The sequence below is a fragment of the Burkholderia sp. 10_S31 genome, assembly GCF_056930375.1.
This window is the reverse complement of sequence record NZ_JBXOWK010000002.1, coordinates 873,619-891,806: the sequence shown is the minus strand read 5'-3', so window position 1 is coordinate 891,806 and position 18,188 is coordinate 873,619. Positions and strand designations below refer to the sequence as shown.

Sequence of the window (18,188 nt, the reverse complement as noted above, 5' to 3'; positions counted from 1 at the left end):
TGGCGAGGTTAGTGCGATTCGCGATGCGTGAGCGGCTTGTCGCGAAGGTCCGAGCCTTCGCCATGAAACAACAGCTTGCCGATGATCAGCACGATCGCGGGCGTCACGAGTGCGACGTACATGTTGTCGATGCCGAACGGATTGCCGAGCAGGTACCAGACCGTCGTCGCGATCGTCGCGAAGATGAGCGCCGAGACGGCGCCGCGCTTGCCGCTGAAGAACGGCAGGTAGATCCCGATCAGCGCAACGATCGACACGGACAGGCGCAGCGCGCGGCTGAAGAACGACAGCGCGAGGATCTGCGGGACGAACAGCACGAAGATCAGCGGGAGGAAGCCGACGACCAGCGAGATCCAGCGCGTCATTCTCAGTTCGACGTCGGGCGTCGGCTTGAAGCGGGGCACATAGAAGTCCTTGACGATCAGCGAAGCGATCGCCAGTGCGACGGTGCAGACGCTCACGAAAATGGATGCGACGAGCGAAGTCGTGACGATGCCGGCCAGGATGGGGTTCATGTGCTGCAGGAACACCGGCAGCGCATACAGGCTCTTGATGTTCGGATACAGGTACTTGGCGGTCACGCCGATGAAGCCGAGCGCGAGCCCGATCGGCACGCACAGGACTGCGGCGATCAGCGAGGACGCGCGTGCGCCCTCGGGGCTGCGGGTGGCCGAGATCGCCTGGATGATGAACTGCGTCGAGAAGATCGCGCCGGCCGTGCCGATGATCCATGCGCCGATGGTGCCGCCCGACAGCGCCCCCGTCCACGTGAAGTAGTGCGCGGGCATGTGCTGCGCCATCGGCTTGATGCCGCCCGACAGCTGCCACGCGACGCCGACCAGGATGGCGATGCCGAGCAGCTTCACGGCGCTGTGGACGACCGTCAGGTACGCGACGCTCTTGAGCCCGCCCCAGACGAAGTAGATGGTGCTGACGATGGCGGTGATGATGGCGGCCGTCGGCAGGTTGATGCGCATGACCGTCGAGATCGCCGCCGCACCGCTCACGTAGTTGCCGACGTTCACCACGAACAGCGCGTAGATCATGATCGCGGAGACGGCGAGCTTCGCGCCATGCCCGTACCGCTGGGCGATGAACCCGGAGATGGTGAATTCACCTGACGCATACAGGCGCTTGGCCATGAACAGCCCGAAGAGCAGGAAGCCGATGGCTGCCGCCAGGACCGACCACGAAGCGGCGATGCCGGCCGAGAAGGCTTCCTGCGATGTCCCGACCGTCGATTTGGCGCCGATGAATTCCGACATCAGCAGGATGGCGACCACCAGCGCGGGCATCGAGCGCCCGGCCACCATGAATTGTTCGGAATTACGGCTGCGCAGGCGAATGCTGATGATGCTCGTCAGCACGATGTAGGCAACCACCATGCCGATGATGGTGGCTGTATCCCAATAACTGAAGGTGGCCATCGCTTGTCTCCACGTTACCTTCGGTTGATATGTCCGTTCGGGTGCGTCGAGTCATCCGGCATGTTCCTGCCGGTATGACCCGTTGGTCGATGCGTGTCGTTACATGGGCGGCTCAGGCGGCGCTCGCCACCGGCGACGGCTCGTTGCGCCGCGTCGCGAGGTCCACGGCCTGGCGGAAGGCTTCGAGCATGCTGCGTTCGTCGGCAATGCCCTTGCCGGCGATGTCGAAGGCGGTGCCGTGGTCGACCGACGTGCGGATGACCGGCAGGCCGACCGTCACGTTCACGCCGGCTTCGAGGCCCATCACCTTCACCGGCCCGTGTCCCTGGTCGTGATACATCGCGACGACCACGTCGAAATCGCCGCGGCCCGCACGGAAGAACAGCGTGTCGGCCGGCAGCGGGCCTTCCACGTCCCAGCCGCGCGCCTGGAGGATCTGCACCGCCGGAACGATCTTCTCTTCCTCTTCGCCGTAGCCGAACAGGCCGTTCTCGCCGGCATGGGGATTGATGCCGCATACGCCGATGCGCGGATTCGCGATGCCGGCGCGAACCAGCGTGTCATGTGCGCGTTCGATCGTGCGTTGCACGAGGCCCGGCTCGATCTTGCGAATCGCGTCGAGCAGGCCGATGTGCGTCGTCACGTGGATCACGCGAAGGTTGGGCGCGACCAGCATCATCGACACCTCGTCGATGCCCGTCAGATGCGCGAGCATTTCCGTATGTCCGGGGAAAATATGGCCGCCGGCATGCAACGCTTCCTTGTTGAGCGGGGCCGTGCAGATCGCGTCGAGCTCGCCGTTCGACGTCAGCTCGACGGTGCGCGCGATATATCGATACGCGGCGTCTCCGGCGATCGCGGACAGCTTTCCATAAGGCAGGTCGGCCGGAATGAGCGCCATGTCGATGCAGTCGACGACCCCCACGCGGAACGCGCCGTCGGACGGCCGGCTGACGGCGCGAACGTCGAGCTCGACGCCGGCTCTGCGGCCGGCGTCCCGCAGGCGCGCGGCGTCGCCGATGACCACGGGGCGGCACTGCTCGTACACGGACGCATGGGCAAGGCTCTTCATGATGATTTCCGGGCCGACGCCAGCCGCGTCGCCCATGGTGATACCGATGATGGGACGGTTGTCCATGGCAGTTCTCTTCACAAATTGGTTTGAGCGGTATTGGCCGTCTTGCCTTCATTCGCAAGCCGGCGCCACGCGTGATGGAGCGATGCGGGCTGGCCGAAGCCGCCCGCCTTGGTCACGACGGGGAGTGTCTTTCCTTGCAGCCGGCATTCGAGCAGCGGCATGCCGTCCTCGATTTCGTCGACGATCCGCAACGCGTTCGCGCCGGCCGCGGTGAGCAGCGCGCGCGCCGTTTCGCCGCCCGTCGCGATGATCCCGCCCGCGTGGCGCACGGCGGGCGCCAGCAACGCGGCAAGACGGTTGCAGAACAGCAGGCCGTCCTTCACGTCGCCGCGCTGCGCCTGGCTCAACGAGACCACCACATGCCGGCCGCGACGAAGGGCGTCGCATACGAGCGTCGTCACGTCGCTGCGCGGATCATCCAGCGCGGCGACGGGGACCTCGAGCGCAACGAGGCTCGTGCCGCAGTTGGCCTTGAGGCAGTCCAGCTGCGCATGCGAGATGCTCGACATGCTGCCGACGACCGTGAGCACGGGCCCTTGCGGATCCTCGCGGCCGGCCGCCGTGCCGGTCGTGCTTCGGGTTGGCGCCAACGCTTCGATGACGGCGGGCGCCAGGCCGGCCGAGCCCACCCAGAACACGTTGTCGAGCGTGGCCGATGCGCGGGCAATGCGTTGCAGGTCCGCATCGGACTCCGCGTCGCACACGACGGCTTGCATGCCATCGGCTTGCAACTGCCGCATGTGTGCCGCGAGCGCGTCCGGTTCGCCGCGCACCGCGCCGATTCCCGCGTGTGCGACGCGCAGATCCTCGGCCGAAAGCAGCGCAACCAGATCGGCCTTGCCCGGGATGTGCTCGTTGCGCCAGTATTCGCTCGCTTCGACGGGCACGCCGCGAACCCATTGGCGTCCGTCCCGCGTCGTGCGTCCGGATGCCGGGTAGGCGGGGCAGACGATCGCCATGCCGAGGTGTGACGCCAATGCGGCGACCTCGGCCGCGACATTGCCTCGCAGCGTGGAGTCCACTTTCTTGTAGACGCGGGTGCCGACACGCGACAACGACTCGACGGCGGCGACGTTGCGTCGGGCGGCCACGTCCTTCGATGCGCGGCGCGAGTCGACGTCGACCGACAGGATGTCGACGTCGTGCGCCGGCGCCGACGCGTGTTCCGTGTCGAGCAGGACCATCGCCGTCAATCCGTGACGCAACCCGGCCACCGCGCAATCGGCCGCGCCCGACAGGTCGTCGGCGACGATCAGGAGCCGTGCTGCGTGCTGTGCGACCGCGTTCATGGCAGCAGGCGACGGTAGATGGACTTCATGTCGTCGAGCGTCAGCGCCTTCGGATTGTTGCCGAGCAGGCGCTTGACCTTCGATGCCGCCACCGCCAGCGCGTCGAGATGTGCTTCGGACACGCCGAACTTGCGCAGGTCCTGCGGAATGTCGACAGCCGCCGTCCATTCCACCATCTTGTCGATCAGCTTGCGTGCGGCGACCGGGTCCGAATCCGTGTTCGGCGCCAGATCGAGTGCGCGCGCAACGTTCGACAGCCGGCCTTCGATCGCATCGAGATTGAAGGCCATCACGTGCGGCAGGAGCATCGCGTTCGCGACACCGTGCGTGACGTTGAACATCCCGCCGAGCGGGTAGGCCAGCGCATGCACCGCTGCCGTGCCGGCGGCGGTGAGCGCGAGGCCGCCGTACATCGACCCGAGCATCATCGCTTCGCGTGCCTTCAGCGACTGGCCGTTCTCGTACGCCTCGACGATGTTCGCGCCGATCAGGCGCATCGACTCCATCGCGTACATGTCGCTGATCGGGTTCGCCTTCGTCGAGATATACGATTCGAGCGCATGCACGAACGCGTCCATGCCGGTTGCGGCCGTGATCGGCTTCGGCAGGCCGAGCGTCAGTTCCGCATCGAGAATCACGATTTGCGGCAGCAGGTGACGGCTGACGATGCCCACCTTCAACGCTTCGTCCGGCAGCGTCACGATCGCGTTGGGCGTGACTTCGGAGCCGGTGCCTGCGGTCGTCGGCACCAGAATCATCGGCACGCCGGGGTGCTTGATGAGGTCGATGCCGAGCCAGTTGCGCAGCGGTTCGTCGTTGGTCAGCCGGACCGCGAACAGCTTCGCCGCATCGAGCACGCTGCCGCCGCCGATGGAAAGAATCGCCTGAGGCGCAAAGGGCTCGATCTGCTCCTTGAAAACCGTCTCGACGTTGCCGATGGTCGGCTCCGGCTCGACGCCGCGAATGATGCGCACGTCGACGTCCCTCGCGTTGAGCGATTCGATCACGCGATCGGCGACCCCCAGCGCTTCCATTGCGGGTTGCGTGATCAGCGCGATGCGCTCGATCGGCGTATCGAGCAGCGACAGCGTGTCGGGAAGCGTGGCGAGGCTGCCGGCGCCGTGGACGATGTGCTTGACTGTCTGGAAGTGATAAGTCGTCATGCTGATGACCTGTTTCAGTGGCCGCGCGCGGCGTCGTGGTAAATGGAGAGCGCTTGCGCCAGGCGCTCGCGCGCGCTGTCGTCGAGCGGTTGCGCGGGCGAGCGAGCCGGGCCCGCTGGCATGCCGAGCATCTGCGCGGCGGTTTTCAGCACGACGGGCATCGTGCCCAGCGCGAACGCGTCGCGCAGCGCACGCAGCGACTCCTGGGCGGCGCGTGCACCCGCGATATCGCCGGCCTGGAACTTGTTCCAGATCGACATGACGACCTGCGGGACGGCATTGGTCGTCGCGGCGACCGCGCCGTCGCCGCCCGCGATCAGCGTCCAGAGAATCATCGAGTCGGTGCCGGTGAAGACCGCGAAGTCGTCGCGCCGCAGGTTGATCAGTTGCAGCAGGCGATCGAAGTCGCCGCCGCTGTCCTTGATGCCGCGGATGTTCGGAATCTCGGCAAGGCGGCGCACGGTATCGACCGTCAGCGTGATGCCCGCTTTCGCGGGGATCGTGTAGAGCATGACCGGAAGCGGCGTTGCCTCGGCGATCTTCTTGTAGTGCGTGTAGAGCTCCGGCTGCGTCGCGCCGTTGAAGTACGGCGTGATCACCGAAACGGCATCCACGCCGACCTCGGTCATCTTCCGGTTCAGGTCGATCACGTCACGCGTCGCATAGGCGCCGGTGCCCGCGATGACGGGCACGCGCGAGCGGGCCTGGCTGACCGCGATGCGCGCGATGCGCAGCTTCTCTTCTTCGCTCAGTGCGATGAATTCGCCGTTGGTGCCGAGTACGAAGAGCCCGTGCACGCCCGACTCGATGAGCCGTTCGACCAGCGCGCGCAGCCCGTCTTCATCGATGTTCTCGTCTGCCGTCATCGGCGTGATCAGCGCGGGAACGATCCCCTTGAACGAAATTGACATGCTTGGCTTGCTCCATCGCGGAAGGGACGGCGGGCGGAAGCGCCGTCTCCTTGGGGTTAGGCAGAAAACAGCGGGGCCGTGCGCTTGCGGGCACCCGCCAGTGCAACGCGTATGACGGAACGAGTCGTCCGGCAGCTTTCTTCAGTGGACTTGCTCGTTTCGATCAAAGTTGTTGCGCGATGTGTGCATTCTAGCTGATGTGGTGACTGGATCAGTCAATGAAAACCCTAATATGATTGAATCGATCATTTTGAGGTGGCGCCGAAAAGGAGAAATGAGCGAATGGTTCGGCTTCGCGTACGTCGGCGGCATGCATGGCCGGCTGCTCGTGATCGGCTTCGTCTGCAACCTGTTCGTCACGCGCGTGAACGAGCGCCATCACATGACCGACGCGCAGCTCGACGCCGGCAAATAAATAAATCCAGGAGACGCGAAAAATGAACGAAACGGTCGCTTCCGCTCGCCCGACCAAACAAGGCGGTGCTTGCCGTGTTTTGGCTCTACGTGCTGATTCCGCTTGCCTGGGGTGTCGTCAACACGCTCACGACGGCGATGAAGCTGTTTGGGTGAAGGCGGGCAGGGCGCGCTGATCTGCACGGTGCGATCAGCGCGGTAACCGCTAGAATTGCGGTTTTTAGCCCGGAACACGTCCATGTCTTTTGCCTCGCTAGGCCTGATCGACCCGCTGCTGCGTAATCTGCAGGACCTCAATTACCAGACACCTACGCCGGTGCAGGCCAAGGCGATTCCCGCAGTGCTCGGCGGCAAGGACGTCATGGCCGGGGCGCAGACGGGCACGGGCAAGACCGCGGGTTTTGCGTTGCCGCTGTTGCAACGGCTGGTGCAGCACGGGCCGGCGGTGTCCAGCAACCGTGCGCGTGTTCTGGTGCTGGTGCCGACGCGTGAACTGGCCGAGCAGGTGCTGCAAAGCTTCGTCGCTTACGGCAAAGGCCTCGACTTGCGATTTCTGGCCGCCTACGGCGGGGTGAGCATCAACCCGCAGATGATGAAGTTGCGCAAGGGCGTGGATGTGCTCGTTGCCACGCCTGGCCGTCTGCTGGATCTCAATCGCCAGAATGCCGTGCAGTTCGACCAAGTCCAGATGCTGGTGCTGGATGAGGCCGACCGCATGCTCGATCTGGGCTTTGCGCGCGAGCTCAATGCCGTCTTTGCTGCGTTGCCCGTTCAACGCCAGACCCTGCTGTTCTCTGCCACGTTCACCGACGACATCCGCGCGATGGCGGCGAGCATTCTGCGCGGTCCGGTCAATATCAGCGTCAGTCCGCCTAATGTCACGGCGAGCAAGATCAAACAGTGGGTGGTGACGGTCGACAAGCGGAACAAGCCGGACCTCTTCATGCACCTGGTGGCCGAGAACAACTGGGACCACGCGCTGGTGTTCGTCAAGACCCGCAATGGCGTGGATTACCTGGCGTCGATGCTGAATGACGCGGGCTATGCGGTCGACACGATCCACGGCGACAAGCCGCAACCCGCGCGGCTGCGTGCGCTCGAGCGCTTCAAGACGGGTGAGGTGCAGATGCTGGTCGCCACCGATGTGGCTGCGCGCGGGCTGGATATCGATGATCTGCCGCTCGTGATCAACGTCGATCTGCCGATCGTGGCGCAGGATTATGTGCATCGGATCGGGCGTACGGGGCGTGCGGGGGCGAGTGGTGTGGCGGTGTCTCTCGTGTGTGCCGATGAAGCGCCGCAACTGGCCGCGATCGAAGCGCTGATCGGGAAAACGCTGCGTCGTGAAGAAGAGCCGGGGTTTGAGGCGGAACACCGCGTGCCGGAAACCAGTGCGACAGGGCAGATCATCAAGAAGCCTAAAAAGCCGAAGAAGCCTAAGGTGGCGCAAGGTGGGGCGGGGGCTGTGCCGGTGGCTGTGGCTGGGAAAAAGCTGCGGCCGCAGGGTGGTGAGGGTAAGGCTGCGGGGAAGGGCGCGAGCGTGTTGGCCGGTAGTCCGTTCAGCGTGCAGAAGCCGCGGAGCAAACCCGCTGGTAAGGCGGCTGCGGGGGCGCGTAAGCCGGCTGGGAAATCGTCTGGTGGGCGCGGGAAGCACTAACGTCGATCGGTGGGGCGGCCGACGCCAGCCAAGGCGCAGGCTGGCGGGTCGGGAGGCAGGTAACGGCTCGACTTCGGCACATGCATCAGGTCGACGGGTAACGGCGCACTGTAGTCAGGATCAGTAACGCCTTCGGGGCCGAACGGATGTTGGAGTCGTGCGTAACAGGCGTCAGATCGAGGGTGACACCGGCGATGTGTCCGGTTTTTCATACGAACGCTGTTGTCTGATCGGCTCGTCGAGGACTATCGCGTTGAGGCGGATAGTGGCCTTTCGCTTTGGGGTGCAGTCGGCCAGGAGCGGTCTTTCGACAGATGGGGCTAGATCGTTGACACTAGGGTTCCACGGCCGCATGCTCCAACCCAATCGCCCACGCTATTCCGGTGATAATCGTTGTCGTTGCGATGTAACTGGTACTGCGAATCGGCGGTGACAGTGACAAAGAGTCGGAAGCTGGTCTTCCAAAGACGCACTGCGATACACGCGGGCCTATGGGTTTCGCTTTACTTTGCGCTAAAACCAGGGGCGTTGCTTGCGTCCCCTCCGCAAGACCTTGAAATACTGGGCAGAAGACTTCGTGTTGAAATCGACGAAGCATATCAGAAGCTCCCCAAAAGCGGCCCGATACAAGAGATAGAGAAAGCTGGGGACATTACTTGGCTCGCAGTTCGTTACATTCCTCTCGAAAGTTCGTTTGACGACGCCGAAGTCATCCTTCGCGGCGCCGGTTTTTCAGTCGGACCACGGCCGGATAAAAATCAACCGGGTAATCTGCAGCATAGATATGATGTCATTGCGCGGGTTGACGGGTACCGTTCAAATGTTGTTTCGCGCGCCAACGTGTCCGTATTTCTTTCGCCCAAAGCTCCTGGCGATTTTTATGATGGTGTTTCGGCGATTTTCGCATCGTTTACGACGAGTTATTTGTAGCGACATTGCACGCAGCAGGGTCGCGAGGTACCGTTCAGCTGTTGATTGTGTATGTCAGTTTTGGGGGCGTCTAGCGGCAGATCTGGGGTGACGTCTTCTGGTATGCGGTTGCGTTGCGTGCTCGTGTGACAGGGAAAAGCTGCTTCGGTGAGCCATTGAGAACAGGTGCAACATGAAATATTTGCACGTGATGGCAGAAAAATACCAAATAAAATTGGAACAATTTAATCAGCTTTTGATCGCCTCCACGGAAACGCCATCCGATACCGACATTGACGTTGGCTTTGGCCGAAGCGATCATCGGAAATCGATTATTTTTCCCCACTACGATATAGGCGATGACCGCTCTGGGTCGGCAACTACCGACTACATCGGGTGGCAAGCGAGCCGGCTTCGGCCTCGGCTTTGGGCAACTAGCCGGCCAATAGGCGACTTTCGTAGGCAGCGGCGTTCGGACATTCAGACGTCCGTTGCGCGATCTCAACGGACGCTTGCAATCGATTGCTCGGCGGATAGGTCAGACGATTATTTCAAAAGCAACTGACACCCCGGTGTCAGCAGGATTTGAGTATCGTGCCGGAATCGCTTGTCATCTGCTGCGTTGCATTGATACCGTTTGCCGCATGCGTGACCGACCAATCCGAGAGGGAGCCATGGCGCGAATTCTTTCGTTTTCTTCCGGGCCCAATGACTGGCAACGCCAATTGGCTGATCCTGAAAAGCATTGGAAGACAGGGTATTCCGCACGCACGCTCGCCTATTGCTGGGAAGACGCCGATGGATTTCCGGCGGAAGTTGCCGCCTCCTTGTCATGCTCCTGCGAGCCGCTGCTCGAAGAACTCACTCCACTCCTGGCGGTGCCGGAATTCAAGGTGCCGTTACCGGGTGGGGAACGTGCTTCGCAAAACGATATATTCGTGCTCGCGCGTTCCTCGGCTGGAGCCGTATCCATCATGGTTGAAGGAAAGGTCCGTGAGTCGTTCGGCCCGACGTTGGAGAGCTGGTGCAACGAGTCGTCAAGCGGCAAGGCGGAGCGCTTGCGCCACATACTGCGAGTGATCGGCCTTGTAGCAGCACCGCAGGGAGACATTCGCTATCAACTGCTGCATCGGGCGGCTTCGGCTGTCATAACAGCCGAGCAGTATCGAGCGGTCGCCGCAATCGTGCTCATACATTCTTTCAGCCCCGAACGTTCGGGCTGGCTGGATTTCCAGGCTTTCACCCGATTATTCGGAGTTGAAGCGGAACATGGGTGTGTCCAAAAACTTGCCGTTTCTTCGCGGGTACCACTCTTCGGCGCTTGGATTACTGGCAACCCGAAGTACCTGACCTGTTGAGCAATAGAAATGCTGGACGCTACGCTGAGCATGTCGTGAATGAATCGACCGGACTAAAGCCTCATGAGCATCCAATTTGCAGCAGTGCACGAGAAGAACACATGGCGCCGGCATTCAGGACATCAAACCCTGGAGGCTGCGATTAGCGGAAGGGATGGCGCGGAAAATCTCCTGCGTGGATTCGAGCGCGTCGGCCGTGATATGCACAAAGCATACGGCGTGGTTCATGCCGTATTTGTATGGGACGACACAGAGCAGATGGCCGACGCGCTCCGGCTGGCACCGGGTAGCAGCCACGACATCGAGCGAGTGAAAGTCCGTGTCGAACTCGTCGAGCTGTTTCAGGTGAAGCATGGTCCGTCTCTGGCTCAGATCGACGAATGGTTTCGGTCGTCGTCCCCAGACGTTGGCACATTGTATCCAGATGACATTCCGGGCGGGGTGCAGTATTTCGAAGGCGCGGTTGCACAGGTGCTTGTGAACGTTTATGAGCGAAATGCAGCCGCGCGCCGAGCGTGCATTAACCACTACGGATATGCCTGTATGGTCTGCGATCTGAATTTCGAAGTCCGTTATGGATCAATCGGTCGCAGCTTCATCCACGTTCACCATGAGGTTCCCATCGCAGACATTGGCGCGAACTATCAAGTGGACCCTATTCGCGACCTGAAGCCGGTGTGCCCCAACTGTCATGCGATGCTTCACCGGCAGGATCCTCCACTGCCGATTGAGAAGTTACGTGCAATGTTGTGCCGCTGAGTCAGGGTGCGCGATTCCGATGCCTGTTTTACCTCGGACGTTGCGGTAGATGTCGCGCCGGATCGAATAGCGGGCGTGGGTTGATCTGCGGCGGTCGCGTGTCGTGGGGTGGCGGCTGGCCGAGTTCGGCGGTTGAATCCACCTCGGCAAACGGCCGTTCCGATGAGAATGATTCAGATTTCGTCATCTGCCAAAGCGCTCCTGACCTGCACTCAGGGTGTTCAGAACGTGGTGAATTCTCAACCCGACGGATTGGCGCGGCGGCGACATGCTACGATCAACGCGATCCGACTTTCATCCCGACGCACAATGACGACAATGTATGAATTGCTCGGTGTGTGCGAGAACGCCACCAACGAGGAAATCAAGCGCAGCTACCGAAAGGCGGCGATGAAAGCGCATCCCGACCGCAACGTCGGAGGCGAAGCGGACGCGCATGCGCGATTTCAGGAGATCAAGGAGGCATACGCGATTCTCTCGGACCCGGAGCTGCGCCGCGTCTATGACACCGTTTTCGCAGAGGAAATGCTCCGTCACGCACGGCTTCGCGAAGAAGAGGAGCGCTTGAAGGCGGAGCGCGAAGCGGAATACGCGCGGTTCGTGGCATGGGCGATGCGCTTCGCCGAACAAGGGCACAACCGCGACGTCGTGTTCGGTGTTCTGCTCGGCCGTGATTGCGATGTTCAACTCGCCGAGCGCATTGCCGGCGGCGTGGTCGAGCTGCATGCGTCGCGCCAGCCGAGCGCATCGCGGGACGGGCAGCGTGATGAGCAGATGCCGCAATGCGAGAAGAGGGCGACACCGGCGCCAAAGAGCGACGCGCGAAGGAGTGACGAACACGTGCATAGGGACTTTTTCAGCGCTCTGTGGCACGGCGTGTTCGGGCTGCGCCCGTGAGTCCTGGTGGGTGACCGGTTTTGCGAGCGCGGAACTCGACCGCGATCGGAGCCCTCTTCGGGGGAGGTTCTTCGATCGACTGCTTCATGAATTGACGGCTAATTGGGCAGTATTCGCCATGAAGGGTCACTCATCCGTCGCGTCAGTTGGACGTTCAGACAGCGGCTTCGCAACAACAAGCGGCCATTCGATTCGCGACGACGAACGTTGCTTGAGGGGGGGGACTATGCGTTGCAGAAAGCGGGCTCCAATCCTTTCACTTCACTTGAACGCGGCTAGCGATCGCCTATATTGAATCGATCCCTTGCGACGGACATAGTAGGTCATCAAACCCCGTCAGGGCTGTGGTGACGATCGGCCACCTCCAGTAACTCCCGCGAGCGTGGTGATCGGGACATGCTGGAACCATGGACGCCAGTTGGCAAAAACGAGGAACAACGTCATGTGCGACACTTTCGAGTATCCGAGGCAATACAGAGGCTCAGGTCGCCGGAATTTTCTCAAGCTTGCTGGCACCGCCACTGTGGTTGGGCTCGCCGCTGGACCACTCTTTATGAAGCCCGCACGCGCCGATGCATTGACCAAGGCACAGCGCGACAGCATGACACCGGAACAGATAATCAAGGTCATGAACCAGGGGAACGCGCGCTTTCAGAGGGGCGAGAGGAAAGCTCGCAATTATTTGCGAGAGCAGAGGGCGAGCTCAGCCGGGCAGTATCCCGCCGCAGTGCTGCTTAGTTGTATCGACTCGCGCGCGCCAGCAGAAGTGATCATGGATCTGGGCATCGGCGATGTCTTCAATTGCCGTGTCGCCGGGAATATCGAAAACAAAGACATCCTTGGCAGCATGGAGTTCGCATGCAAACTGTCTGGCGCAAAGGTAGTCGTCGTGATGGGACACACGGCCTGTGGCGCGATCAAGGGAGCCATTGCCAACGCCGAGCTAGGCAATCTCACCGGATTGTTAGCCAAGATCAAACCCGCCGTGCAGGCAACGATCTACGATGGTGATCGCTCTGCAACGAACTATGCTTTCGTGGACGCCGTGTCGCGCAAGAACGTCGAGTTGACCATCGCCAACATTCGTCAGCATAGCCCCGTGCTCGCCGAACTCGAGACCACGGGAAAGATTAAGATCGTTGGCGCGATGTACAACCTTCGGACTGGCGCAGTCGAATTCTTCGGCTGAGCACGTCGACGTCCCTCTTCAACAAAATCGCGGAGTACGAGGCGGCCACCTGACAACACGGACGGTCGCTTTCCCTCACAGCGGTCGTTGTGCTAACGCAGCCGCGTACGGCGGGAGAGGGTTGCGGATTCAACCCGTCGATGCAACACCCCTCGCGGCTATGCCGCCTCACGTATGTTGCATCGACGGGTTGAATCCGCATGCGATAAGCGACAATCAACGACCCGGTGTGCATTCATGCAACGTATTCTCGCGATAGGCGGTGGCGGTTTCATGATGGAAGAGACGTCGTCGCCGATCGACAAACATCTCGTTACGCTCACGGGCAAGGCGCGACCGCGTATCTGTTTTCTGGCCACGCCCAGCGGGGATTTGCCAGACCATCTGGAGAAGTTCCACATGGCCTACGGCAATTTGGGCTGCGAAACGTCCCATCTTGCGTTTTTTCGGCAACCCGACTCAAGGTCGATGCTTGTTTCCGACTTTCCAATCAGGCTGCTCGAGCAGGACGTGATTTACGTTGGCGGCGGCAATACCAAGTCCGCACTTGCCGTATGGCGGGAGTGGGGACTCGATTCGGTTTTGCGAACGGCATGGGAGCGTGGCGTGTTGCTCGCCGGTATGAGTGCCGGCGCAATGTGCTGGTTTGACGCGGGGCTGACAGATTCATTCTGGGGCGCAGCCCATCGTCCGCTCGACTGCCTGGGATTGCTGCCCGGCGGCTGTGCCGTTCACTACGGCAGCGATCCTAAGAGGCGTCGGACGTTACATGCCGCACAACAGGCCGGCAGCATCCCGCCGACGATTGCAATCGATGATTTTGCGGCTGTGCTGTACATGCACACTTCTGTCGAAAGCGTGTTTTCCTGGCGAGCGGGATCAGCCGCGTATCGAGTCCATCGCGAACGCGAGACGGTGTTCGAGACCGCGTTGCCGGTCAACCGGATCGGCTGACAGTACCCACGATCCGACGACTGCTGTGGAAATAGAGGTTGCCGCTCGGAAGCGACTTGGTCGACCTTGCAGTGTGCCCACCGTTTCAACGTGGATTACCGGTTTCGATTGCGCGATGCCGCTAACGACATAGTCACAAGTTACCGATCCGAAGCCATGCGACCGCGGGGTGTTCGCCGGGAACGGTGGCCGGCAGGACGGCATGTATCAGTCTCAGGCCTCGGGCCGAATTGGCAAACCAGACGACTGCATCCCGCGTCGCCCGATTGGCGAGAACAAGCGCCCGGAATCCCGCGTTGTTTCCCCAGTGAAAGAAGCAACCCTGCAGCGGTTCGAGCCCCCAGCCCAATCCCCACGCAACGTTTGGATCGGGCGGGTTTCGACCGATGAGATCTTCGGCATCGTCGCCTTGCCGAGTATTGACGCGAGGTGCAAACCACTGATCGTAGCTCGCTGCCGTCAAGCCTCGGCGCGCCAGTACATGCTGAACAAAGCCGACGTAATCGGATGCCGTCGTCAGCAGCGACCACGAGGCCTGCGCTGTCTGCACGCGACGCTTCGGCACCGGCTGACCTTCCCATTCGTGGCCTTGCGCATGATTGACCGCGAAGCGCTCTTGCCACGCCAGGCTCGAATGACGCATGCCCAACGGCCCGAATACGCGCGCTCGCGCCAGCATCTCGAGCGGGCGCGCGCTGACGGTTTCCATCGCGCGTTGAAGCCATGCAAACGCACTGCTGCCATAGCTGAACCGCTCGCCGGGCATGAAGTATGTGCGAAGCGGAGCGTTGTCGCGGACGATATTCGGAAGACCGCTGGTGTGTGTCAGGACATGAAAGGCCGCTATCCGGCGAGAGTTCGAATCGCCGGGTACGTAATCGCCGCAGATTTCGAATAGGGGTTGTTGCAGATCCAGAAGCCCTTCTTCGACAAGCTGAAGCGCGATATACGCAACGAGCGGTTTGGTGAGAGACGCAGCCTCGAAGACGGTCGCCGCATCGACAGCCGCGTGGTCGTGTACACCGCGGACCCCTGAGTAGAGTTCGACGCTTCTCGTCCCTGCGCGAAGGGCGGCAAGCGATACGCCAGGTATCTTGCCGCTGGCGGTTGTTTCAGCGAGGAATCGTTCGAGGTCGGTCATCTGTTCAGGTATCGACAGCATGCTCGCGGAATGGTACCGACCGCAACGCCCGCAACGTATCAGGCGCGACTTGAAACGCCTGCAGCCGTGGCTGGCAGCCACATGCGCGACCGCTTTCGGTCATGCCGAGCGTCCGCGCCGTGTGGTCCTCCGCGATGAAAACCGCTCAACGGTTACCGAGATCCCCCGCCACCGGCGCCTGCGCCCAGTCGAGTGCGAAGTCGGCGACCGCCTCCCAGCCTTGCTCGCCACAGGTGTAATGGCTGCGGCCGGGGAACAGCCGATATGCGGAAATCGCCCGAGAACGTTTCGCGTTCTTCTCGTAGTTCTCGCGCTGGACGGCCGGCGGCAGGATGTGATCGTTGCCGCCGGCGATGAAGAGCAGCGGTGCGCGCGTGTCGTTCGCGAAGTTGTAGCTTGTCGCGGCATTCGGCGTCACGTTCGCGAATCCGCCCTGAAACAGGATGCGCCCCGACACGGGCACCGCATAGCGGTCATAGACCGGCTTCGATTCCGCGAGGCTCAGGTTGTTCGTGAACGCGTAGTGGAATTCCGTCTCGGTGATGGGCACGGCGCGGTGCAGGTTGGCCGGATTGCGCAGGACCGGGAAGGTCGCCTTGATCTCGCTGAACGGCAGCGCCCACACGCCCTTCACGGCCGCACCGTCGATGGATACGCCGGCCGTGCCGAAGCCCGCGTCGAGCAGGAGTTGCACGAACGCGCCGCCGAACGAATGCCCCATGATGATCGGCTTCGTGTCGAGCGCCGCGATGGTCGCGGCCAGATGCTCGAAGATCTCGCGCGCGCCGAGGTTCACGAGCGGCGACGGATCGCGGCGCAGGGCCGCGACCCCGGCCGTGCCCGGCTCGATTCCCGGATAGCCGGGCGTGATGACTCGCATGCCGCGCTGCGTGTAGCGGGTGACCCAATGCTCCCACGACAGCGGCGTCATCCACAGGCCGTGAATGAGTACAACCGTATCGGTGCGCGTTTCCGGATTCATGTGCCTGCTCCTGTGGTCGCTGGATGACGCCCGTCACGCCCGCGAGTGTGCCGCGTGCCCTCGTCGAATCCCTTTGACATCGGCACCGCCCGGCGTGAATGATGTGTCCATCTTAAAGACCATCCGAGTACGCGACATGGCTGAAAAACCGGAATTCTTTGCTGAAACGCCGAACCGGCTGGACGATGAAGCAGATCCGTTCGCGTTCAGGCGGGACGCGTTTTCCGACGTGCTGGAGCTGATCCGCATCCGGGGCAACACGGTGTTCACCTGCGCGGCCTCGGCGCCTTTCGGGTTGCGCTTTCCTGCCGGGAAGTACCGGCTGCATATCATTCGAAGCGGCAGCGTGACGATCGAGGTGGAGGGGCTCGACGCGTGCTATCAGGCGTCGCAGGGCGACCTGGTCATGCTGATGCATGGCCATGGCCATGTCATCGCCGACCGGCCGGGCCGTTCCGCCCGTCTCGTCACGGATCTCGCGCCACAGCACTACGACCGCGAACGTCTGACGATAGGTAGCGGCGACACCACCTGGCTGTGCGGCGATTTCGGCTTCGACGGTGTGCTGTCGCAGCGTCTGCTGTCCGTGCTGCCGCCGGTGCTGGTGCTGAAGGGCTTGCGGGAACGGCCGTTCGAGTGGCTGGAGCTGAGCTGCCATTTCATACTCGACGAGGCATTGAGCCCGCGCGCGGGCGCCGCCGCGATGATCTCCCGCTTGCTGGACGTCATCTTCGTCCAGTTGCTGCGCACCTGGGCGACGGAGGGGGCGACGGGCCACGGCTGGTTGTCCGGCGCGATCGACAGCCGGATCAACCCGGCGATGTCCGCCATTCACGCGGACCCCGGTCGCGCGTGGACCGTCAACGATCTCGCCGAGCTGTCGAACCTGTCCCGCTCCGCGTTCGCGGATCGATTCCAGCGTGTCGTGGGCCAGGCGCCGCTGAGCTATCTGACGACCTGGCGTCTGGATCGAGCGGCGGAGCTGTTGCGCTACAGCCGCGCGCCGGTATCGGATATTGCGAACCGCGTCGGCTATACGTCCGAGGCGGCGTTCAGCCGCGCGTTTCGCGGACGGTACGAGATGTCGCCGATGCAATGGCGGCGCGCCAATGCCGAGTAGTGCCCGTGCCGCGCGATGCTTGCGGTGCGCGGCGCCGATGCCGGGCGAGACAGTGGCGCCGTCGTTGCGTCAGCGGGTGTCCGATCCTGTCCTGATCACGCCAGCGGTGCGACCGACGCGCCCGTGATCCCATGGCGTTTCAGCGCATCCGCGACGAAGCCCGACGCCTTCATCTCTTCGACGAACGCACCGAGCAACGCGGCGGCCGCCGCGCCGCGGCTCTTCGGTACACCCATCGCCTGGCGGATCACCATGAAGCGCTCGTCGAGCAGGCGCAGGCCGGGTGTTTTCGCCGCATCGGCTTCGAGTTGCTGCTTCACGCCCGCCGCGACTTCGAGCTGCTGTTCGACGAACGTCGGCACGACGGCCGGCGACGTCGGCGCGCGCACGATCTGCGCGGCCTTCAGCTCGCGCGTGAGGAACAGGTCGTACGCGCTGCCCTTGCCGACGGCGACACGGTTGTGTGGCTGATCGACGTCCGCATTGCCGCGGATCGGCGAATCGTCGCGCACGAGATAGAAGCCTTCGATCAGCACGTACGGTTCGGTGAATGCGACCGTTTCGCCGCGCAGCGGATCGACCGCGAAGAAGCCGAAGTCGGCACGCTCTTCGGTGAGCGCCTGCACCGACTTGCCGGCCGCATCGAACACGACGAGCTCCAGCTCGGCCGACAGCCGCTCGGCGAACGCGCGCGCGAGGTCGATCGACACGCCGAACGGCTCGCCCGTGGCCGGGTCGCGGTTCGCGAGGATCGGGTTGCCGAGATTGATCGACGCGCGCAGCTTGCCGGTCGGGGTGAACGCGGAGAGGACGGAAGGGTCGATGGTCATGGAAGGGCTCGTGGGGAATCGGATGCGCT

At 62.5% G+C, this 18,188-nt stretch carries 16 protein-coding genes and 2 pseudogenes; 10 read left to right on the top strand and 8 right to left on the bottom strand.

Going from position 1 to position 18,188, the window contains the following annotated elements:
* Positions 1-8: 8 nt before the first annotated feature.
* The 5 genes from AC1Z3W_RS18575 to dapA all read right to left on the bottom strand — a co-directional run bounded on the left by AC1Z3W_RS18575 (position 9) and on the right by dapA (position 5,928).
* On the bottom strand, positions 9-1,427 hold the full coding sequence (locus AC1Z3W_RS18575; protein ID WP_483508193.1) for a sodium:solute symporter family protein: 1,419 nt from the start codon (positions 1,425-1,427) through the stop codon (positions 9-11).
* Positions 1,428-1,539: 112 nt separating this feature from the next.
* Positions 1,540-2,565 carry a 4-hydroxythreonine-4-phosphate dehydrogenase PdxA gene (gene pdxA / locus AC1Z3W_RS18570; RefSeq protein ID WP_057928219.1) on the bottom strand — a complete coding sequence of 342 codons (1,026 nt, stop codon included), beginning with the start codon at positions 2,563-2,565 and terminating at the stop codon, positions 1,540-1,542.
* Between the two features lie 11 nt (positions 2,566-2,576).
* Positions 2,577-3,854: a four-carbon acid sugar kinase family protein gene (locus tag AC1Z3W_RS18565; RefSeq protein WP_483508192.1), complete on the bottom strand. Its 1,278-nt coding sequence runs from the start codon at positions 3,852-3,854 to the stop codon at positions 2,577-2,579.
* Entirely contained in the window at positions 3,851-5,017 is a 1,167-nt protein-coding gene (locus AC1Z3W_RS18560) for an iron-containing alcohol dehydrogenase (protein ID WP_124835574.1), read from the bottom strand. Before AC1Z3W_RS18560 ends, AC1Z3W_RS18565 begins: the two co-directional genes overlap by 4 nt.
* A 14-nt stretch (positions 5,018-5,031) precedes the next feature.
* Positions 5,032-5,928: a 4-hydroxy-tetrahydrodipicolinate synthase gene (gene dapA, locus AC1Z3W_RS18555; protein WP_057928222.1), complete on the bottom strand. Its 897-nt coding sequence runs from the start codon at positions 5,926-5,928 to the stop codon at positions 5,032-5,034.
* 274 nt (positions 5,929-6,202) lie between these two features.
* Between dapA and AC1Z3W_RS18550 the strand changes: the two are divergent.
* The 9 genes and pseudogenes from AC1Z3W_RS18550 to AC1Z3W_RS18510 all read left to right on the top strand — a co-directional run.
* Positions 6,203-6,343: pseudogene (locus AC1Z3W_RS18550) on the top strand (hypothetical protein); the annotation flags it as partial.
* A 22-nt stretch (positions 6,344-6,365) separates the two neighbouring features.
* Positions 6,366-6,498: pseudogene (locus AC1Z3W_RS18545) on the top strand (MFS transporter small subunit).
* Positions 6,499-6,580: 82 nt separating this feature from the next.
* On the top strand, positions 6,581-7,999 hold the full coding sequence (locus tag AC1Z3W_RS18540; protein ID WP_483508191.1) for a DEAD/DEAH box helicase: 1,419 nt from the start codon (positions 6,581-6,583) through the stop codon (positions 7,997-7,999).
* A gap of 528 nt (positions 8,000-8,527) precedes the next feature.
* A complete protein-coding gene (locus AC1Z3W_RS18535; protein ID WP_483508190.1) occupies positions 8,528-8,929 on the top strand; it encodes a hypothetical protein in 402 nt (133 codons plus the stop codon).
* 704 nt (positions 8,930-9,633) lie between these two features.
* Positions 9,634-10,266, top strand: coding sequence for a DUF6946 family protein (locus tag AC1Z3W_RS18530; RefSeq protein WP_483508335.1), 633 nt, complete (start codon positions 9,634-9,636; stop codon positions 10,264-10,266).
* Between the two features lie 63 nt (positions 10,267-10,329).
* Complete coding sequence (locus AC1Z3W_RS18525) at positions 10,330-11,025, top strand: HNH endonuclease (RefSeq protein ID WP_175827077.1); 696 nt, start codon at positions 10,330-10,332, stop codon at positions 11,023-11,025.
* 309 nt (positions 11,026-11,334) lie between these two features.
* Positions 11,335-11,922: a J domain-containing protein gene (locus AC1Z3W_RS18520; RefSeq protein ID WP_260428456.1), complete on the top strand. Its 588-nt coding sequence runs from the start codon at positions 11,335-11,337 to the stop codon at positions 11,920-11,922.
* A 442-nt stretch (positions 11,923-12,364) separates the two neighbouring features.
* Entirely contained in the window at positions 12,365-13,111 is a 747-nt protein-coding gene (locus tag AC1Z3W_RS18515) for a carbonic anhydrase family protein (RefSeq protein WP_483508189.1), read from the top strand.
* Positions 13,112-13,348: 237 nt separating this feature from the next.
* A complete protein-coding gene (locus tag AC1Z3W_RS18510; protein ID WP_175827110.1) occupies positions 13,349-14,065 on the top strand; it encodes a Type 1 glutamine amidotransferase-like domain-containing protein in 717 nt (238 codons plus the stop codon).
* A gap of 133 nt (positions 14,066-14,198) precedes the next feature.
* Here AC1Z3W_RS18510 and AC1Z3W_RS18505 read toward each other — a convergent pair whose 3' ends face one another.
* Positions 14,199-15,206 carry a serine hydrolase domain-containing protein gene (locus AC1Z3W_RS18505; protein WP_483508188.1) on the bottom strand — a complete coding sequence of 336 codons (1,008 nt, stop codon included), beginning with the start codon at positions 15,204-15,206 and terminating at the stop codon, positions 14,199-14,201.
* A gap of 166 nt (positions 15,207-15,372) precedes the next feature.
* A complete protein-coding gene (locus AC1Z3W_RS18500; protein ID WP_483508187.1) occupies positions 15,373-16,209 on the bottom strand; it encodes an alpha/beta hydrolase in 837 nt (278 codons plus the stop codon).
* A gap of 136 nt (positions 16,210-16,345) precedes the next feature.
* Between AC1Z3W_RS18500 and AC1Z3W_RS18495 the strand changes: the two genes are divergently transcribed.
* Positions 16,346-17,329, top strand: coding sequence for an AraC family transcriptional regulator (locus AC1Z3W_RS18495; RefSeq protein WP_483508186.1), 984 nt, complete (start codon positions 16,346-16,348; stop codon positions 17,327-17,329).
* A 95-nt stretch (positions 17,330-17,424) separates the two neighbouring features.
* On the opposite strand, the gene AC1Z3W_RS18490 is transcribed toward AC1Z3W_RS18495, so the two are convergent.
* A complete protein-coding gene (locus tag AC1Z3W_RS18490; RefSeq protein ID WP_175827114.1) occupies positions 17,425-18,159 on the bottom strand; it encodes an ABC transporter substrate-binding protein in 735 nt (244 codons plus the stop codon).
* Between the last annotated feature and the right edge of the window lie 29 nt (positions 18,160-18,188).

Excerpts from the sequence above, each read along its gene's own strand:
- pdxA (WP_057928219.1), bottom strand. The coding sequence starts at position 2,565 with ATGGACAACCGTCCCATCATCGGTATCACCATGGGCGACGCGGCTGGC.
- AC1Z3W_RS18495 (WP_483508186.1), top strand. The coding sequence starts at position 16,346 with ATGGCTGAAAAACCGGAATTCTTTGCTGAAACGCCGAACCGGCTGGAC.
- AC1Z3W_RS18520 (WP_260428456.1), top strand. The coding sequence starts at position 11,335 with ATGACGACAATGTATGAATTGCTCGGTGTGTGCGAGAACGCCACCAAC.
- AC1Z3W_RS18540 (WP_483508191.1), top strand. The coding sequence starts at position 6,581 with ATGTCTTTTGCCTCGCTAGGCCTGATCGACCCGCTGCTGCGTAATCTG.
- AC1Z3W_RS18575 (WP_483508193.1), bottom strand. The coding sequence starts at position 1,427 with ATGGCCACCTTCAGTTATTGGGATACAGCCACCATCATCGGCATGGTG.
- AC1Z3W_RS18500 (WP_483508187.1), bottom strand. The coding sequence starts at position 16,209 with ATGAATCCGGAAACGCGCACCGATACGGTTGTACTCATTCACGGCCTG.
- AC1Z3W_RS18565 (WP_483508192.1), bottom strand. The coding sequence starts at position 3,854 with ATGAACGCGGTCGCACAGCACGCAGCACGGCTCCTGATCGTCGCCGAC.
- AC1Z3W_RS18490 (WP_175827114.1), bottom strand. The coding sequence starts at position 18,159 with ATGACCATCGACCCTTCCGTCCTCTCCGCGTTCACCCCGACCGGCAAG.
- AC1Z3W_RS18510 (WP_175827110.1), top strand. The coding sequence starts at position 13,349 with ATGCAACGTATTCTCGCGATAGGCGGTGGCGGTTTCATGATGGAAGAG.
- AC1Z3W_RS18525 (WP_175827077.1), top strand. The coding sequence starts at position 10,330 with ATGAGCATCCAATTTGCAGCAGTGCACGAGAAGAACACATGGCGCCGG.
- dapA (WP_057928222.1), bottom strand. The coding sequence starts at position 5,928 with ATGTCAATTTCGTTCAAGGGGATCGTTCCCGCGCTGATCACGCCGATG.
- AC1Z3W_RS18505 (WP_483508188.1), bottom strand. The coding sequence starts at position 15,206 with ATGACCGACCTCGAACGATTCCTCGCTGAAACAACCGCCAGCGGCAAG.
- AC1Z3W_RS18515 (WP_483508189.1), top strand. The coding sequence starts at position 12,365 with ATGTGCGACACTTTCGAGTATCCGAGGCAATACAGAGGCTCAGGTCGC.
- AC1Z3W_RS18560 (WP_124835574.1), bottom strand. The coding sequence starts at position 5,017 with ATGACGACTTATCACTTCCAGACAGTCAAGCACATCGTCCACGGCGCC.